Annotated in this window: 3 protein-coding genes and 2 pseudogenes; all 5 read left to right on the top strand. The window is 77.8% G+C overall.

Going from position 1 to position 4,607, the window contains the following annotated elements; all coding sequences use genetic code 11:
* Positions 1 to 277 (top strand): ADP-ribosylglycohydrolase family protein (locus SSNG_RS09265; protein ID WP_206731284.1); only part of this gene is annotated, 277 nt, incomplete at its 5' end.
* Positions 278 to 399: 122 nt separating this feature from the next.
* Positions 400 to 1,830, top strand: a complete 1,431-nt coding sequence (locus SSNG_RS09270) for an ADP-ribosylglycohydrolase family protein (protein WP_007263557.1) — start codon at positions 400 to 402, stop codon at positions 1,828 to 1,830.
* Positions 1,827 to 2,684, top strand: a pseudogene (gene rbsK, locus SSNG_RS43635) (ribokinase); the annotation flags it as partial. The gene SSNG_RS09270 and the pseudogene rbsK, both read left to right, overlap by 4 nt.
* 1 nt (position 2,685) lies before the next feature.
* Positions 2,686 to 3,792, top strand: a pseudogene (locus SSNG_RS43640) (CoA transferase); the annotation flags it as partial.
* The gene (locus SSNG_RS43645; RefSeq protein WP_007263560.1) at positions 3,789 to 4,601 is read left to right on the top strand and encodes a CoA ester lyase; all 813 of its coding nucleotides are present in this window, start codon (positions 3,789 to 3,791) and stop codon (positions 4,599 to 4,601) included. The pseudogene SSNG_RS43640 and the gene SSNG_RS43645, both read left to right, overlap by 4 nt.
* The last annotated feature ends 6 nt before the right edge of the window (positions 4,602 to 4,607 follow it).

The following is a 4,607-nucleotide window of genomic DNA, read 5'->3' on the forward strand; positions in this document are numbered from 1 at the left end:
CCGACGGCCGGTACGAGGCGGCGGTGCTCGGCTGCTCGTCAACTACGGCCGCGACTGCGACTCCATCGCCACGATGGCCGGGGCGGTGGCCGGCGCCCTCGGCGGGGAGTCCGCCGTGCCCGCCGCCTGGGCCAAGCAGGTCGCCGAGGCCAGCCGGCTCGACCTCCACGCCCCGGCCGCCGAACTGGCCGCCGTGGCCCGGGAGGTCTTCGCCCGGGACCGGTCCCGCCGGCGCGCCCACGAGGCCGCCTTCGACGCCATGGCCTCACCCCGGTGACGGGCCCCTGCGCCGGAGGCCCCCCGGCCACACCCCCGCCCACGACAGGCCCGGCCACGCCAGGCCCCGCCGTCGAAGCCGGCGCGCGCGCCGCCGCCGCGGACCCCGTACGGCTCACCTGGGTGCAGCCCGAGGACCTGGTCGGCCACGAGCTGCGCCAGGCCGCGGAGGACGGCCGCGACCCCGGGCCGGTCCGCGCCGCCTGGCTCGCGGCGGGCGGGCACCCGGCCCCCGCGCGGGCCGGGGCCTCCCCCGCCCCCGCCGCGCCGGAACTGCGTGCGCTCGCCACCCGCCTGCTGGACGCCCTCGCGGAGCTCCCCGTCCCCACCGCCGCCGCGGAGCCCACCGACTGGCCGGCCATCCGGGCCACCTGGCCCGCGCCGCTCCCGCCCGGGGACCCGGAACCGCCCCCCGCACGGGCACGGGACGCCGGGCCCGCCCCGGCCGCCCCGGTGGATCCCGTGCTGCGCCGCAGGCTGGAGGCCGCCTGGGTCGGCCGGGCCGTCGGCTGCGTACTCGGCAAACCCGTCGAGAAGCTGCCCCTGGACGGCATCCGCGCCCTCGCCCGCGCCGCCGGGAACTGGCCGCTGGACGACTGGTTCACCGCCCGCGGCGTCCCCGCGCGGCTCCTGGCCGCCCACCCGTGGAACCGCCGCTCCGCACCCACCTCCCTCGCCGAGAACATCGACGGCGCGCCCGAGGACGACGACCTGAACCACCCCCTCCTCGGCCTGCTGCTGCTCCAGCGGCACGGCAAGGGCTTCACCACCGCCGACCTGGCCCGGCTCTGGCTCGACGAGCTCCCCGCCGGCCGCACCTTCACCGCCGAACGCGTCGCCTACCGCAACCTCCTCCAGGGCCTGGAGCCCCCGCACACCGCCACCCACCACAACCCCTTCCGCGAGTGGATCGGCGCCCTCATCCGCGCCGACGTCCACGGCTGGACCAACCCCGGCGACCCGGTCGCCGCCGCCGAGCAGGCCTGGCGGGACGCCACCCTCACGCACACCGCGGGCGGGGTGCACGCCGCCCTCTTCGCCGCCGCCGCGATCGCCGAGGCCGCCGGCGGCCGGGCCGACGTGCACGGCGCGCTGCGGGCCGGGCTGGCCGTCGTACCGCCCGGCTCGCGCCTCGCCGAGGCCGTCCGCCACGGGATCCGCACCGCCCGCGAGGAGTCCTGCTTCGACCGAGCCGTGGACCGGCTGCACGCCCGCTACGGCCACTACCACTGGGTGCACGCCGTCCCCAACGCCGCCCTGATCGCCGCCGCCCTCACCCACGCCGACGGGGACTTCACCCGCTCCGTCTGCCTCGCGGTGTCCGGCGGCTGGGACACCGACTCCAACGGCGCCACCGCCGGCTCGGTCGCCGGACTCCTGGCCGGATCCCCCGACCGGATCCCGGAGCGCTGGACCGCACCGCTGAAGAACCGCCTCGCCACCACCGTCGCCGGCTTCGACGGCACCGGCTTCGACACCCTCGCCCACCTCACCGCCCAGCTCGCCACTCAGCCCGCCACCCCGCCCGTCACCCAGGAGGCAACCCGCTCATGACGGCCATCGCCGTGCTCGGCAGTACCAACATGGACCTCGTCGCCTACGTGCCCAAGGCCCCCCGCCTCGGGGAGACCGTCACCGGCCGGGAGTTCCGCACGGCCCCCGGCGGCAAGGGCGCCAACCAGGCGGTGGCCGCCGCCCGCCTCGGCGGGGAGGTGGTGATGATCGGTGCCGTCGGGGCGGACGGGTTCGGCGTACGGCTGCGGGCCGGGCTGGCGGCGGCCGGGGTCGAGACCGCCGCGCTGCGCACCGTCGAGGGCGCGAGCGGCACCGCGCACATCACCGTCGACGACGAGGGCGGCAACAGCATCATCGTCATCCCCGGCGCCAACGCCCGCGTCACCGGCCTGGAGGCGGGCGACGCGTCGCGGATCGGCGCCGCCGACTGCCTGCTGCTCCAGCTGGAACTCCCCCTGGAGGCCGTCCTCGCCGGGGCGGAGGCCGCCCGCGCGCACGGCGTCCGCACCGTCCTCACCCCGGCCCCCGCGCAGCCGCTGCCGGCCGGGCTGCTCGCCGCCACCGACCTGCTGGTCCCGAACGAGCACGAGGCCGCCGCCCTCACCGGGCTGACCGACCCCCACCGGGCCGCGGAGGCGCTGCTGCGGGAGGTGCCGGAGGTGGTGGTGACCCTGGGCGCGGCCGGCTGCCTGTACGCGGCCCGGGGGCGCGAGCCGCTGACGGTGGCGGCCCCCCGGGTGCGGGCGGTGGACACCACCGCCGCCGGGGACACCTTCGTCGGGGCGCTCGCGGTGGCCCTCGGGGAGGGGCGCGCCATGCCCGGGGCGCTGGCCTGGGCCTCGGTGGCGGCTTCGCTGTCCGTCCAGCGGCCGGGGGCGCAGGACTCGATGCCGGGACTTCGGCGCCGAGGTGGTCAAGGTCGAGCACCCGCACCGGCCCGACCCCTCCCGGGGGCACGGCCCGGCCAGGGACGGGGTCGGGCTGTGGTGGAAGCTGCTCGGGCGGAACAAGCGGACCATGACCCTCGACCTGTCCACGCCCGGCGGCCGGGACCTCCTGCTGCGGCTGGCCGCCACCGCCGACGTGGTCGTCGAGAACTTCCGCCCCGGCACCCTGGAGAAGTGGGGCCTGGGCTGGCCCGAGCTGTCGGCCGCCAACCCGCGGCTGGTCCTGGCCCGCGTCACGGCCTTCGGCCAGCAGGGCCCGTACGCCCGCCGGCCCGGCTTCGGCACCCTCGCCGAGGCGATGAGCGGCTTCGCCGCGATCACCGGGGAGCCGGACGGCCCGCCGACCCTGCCGCCCTTCGGCCTCGCGGACTCCATCGCCGGGCTGACCTGCGCGTACGCGGTGATGACCGCGCTCGCCGGGCGGGACCGGACCGGTCAGGGCCAGGTCGTCGACCTGGCGATCATCGAGCCGATCCTGACCGTGCTGGGCCCGCACCCGCTCTGGTACGACCAGCTCGGCTACGTCCAGCCCCGCACCGGCAACCGCTCCGCCAACAACGCCCCCCGCAACACCTACCGCAGTGCGGACGGCCGCTGGCTGGCGGTGTCCGCCTCGGCCCAGTCGATCGCGGAGCGCGTGCTGCGGCTCGTCGGCCGGGCCGAGCTGACCGCCGAGCCCTGGTTCGCGACCGGTTCCGGGCGGGCCGCGCACGCGGAGGTCATCGACGGGGCGGTCGGCGCCTGGATCGCCCGGCACAAGGCCGAGGAGGTGGTCGCGGCCTTCGAGGGGGCCGAGGCCGCCGTCGCCCTGGTCTACGACGTCCGGGACGTGATGGCCGATCCGCAGTTCGCCGCCCTCGACACGGTCACCGAGGTCGAGGACCCCGAACTCGGCCCCCTCCGCATGCAGAACGTCCTCTTCCGGCTGTCCGGGACCCCCGGCGGGATCCGCTGGGCGGGCCGCCCGCACGGCGCGGACACCGAATCCGTCCTGACCGAGCTCGGCCTGACCGTGCCCGAGATCGCCGCTCTCCGTACCGAAGGTGCCCTTTGATCCTGACCTGGCTCTACGCACCCGGGGACCGCCCGGAGGTGGTGGCGAAGGCCCTGCGCAGCGGGGCCGACGCCGTCATCGTCGACCTGGAGGACTCGGTGTCGGCCTCGCGCAAGGAGTACGCCCGCGCGGCCACCGCCGAGCTGCTGACCGAGCGGCCGCCGGTCCCCGTCCACGTCCGCGTCAACGCCCTCGGCTCCCCCTGGTCGGGCGCCGACCTCACCGCGCTGGCCAAGCTGCACGGTCTCGCGGGCCTGCGGCTGCCCAAGATCGACGCGCCGGAACAGATCACCCGGGTCGCGGACCGCACCGGAGGGGTGGCGCTGTACGCGCTGCTGGAGTCCGCCCTGGGGGTGGAGAGGGCGTACGAGATCGCGCGCGCCCACCCTTCCCTGCAGGGGCTGACGCTGGGCGAGGCGGACCTCTGCGCGGACCTCGGCGTCTGCGCGGAGAGCGGGCTGGACTGGCCGCGTTCCAGGGTCGTCGTGGCCGCCCGGGCCGCCGGGCTGGCGCCGCCGGCCCAGTCGGTCTTCCCGGACATCCGGGACCTGGAGGCCCTGGCCGCCTCCTGCGCGCGGGGCCGGGCCCTGGGCTTCCTCGGCCGTGCGGCGATCCACCCGCGGCAGCTCCCGGTGATCGAGCGGGCCTTCCTCCCGGCGCCGGAGGAGGTCACCGCGGCGGAGGAGATCGTCACGGCGGCCCGCGCCACCCCGGGAGCCCTGGCCCTCCCGGACGGCCGCTTCGTCGACCCGGCGGTGGTGGCCGCCGCCCACCGCACCCTGTCCCTCTCCCGCCGCGCGCCTTCTTGACGCGCC

The sequence above is a fragment of the Streptomyces sp. C genome, from assembly GCF_000158895.1.
In the GTDB taxonomy this organism is placed as follows: Bacteria; Actinomycetota; Actinomycetes; order Streptomycetales; family Streptomycetaceae; genus Streptomyces; species Streptomyces racemochromogenes.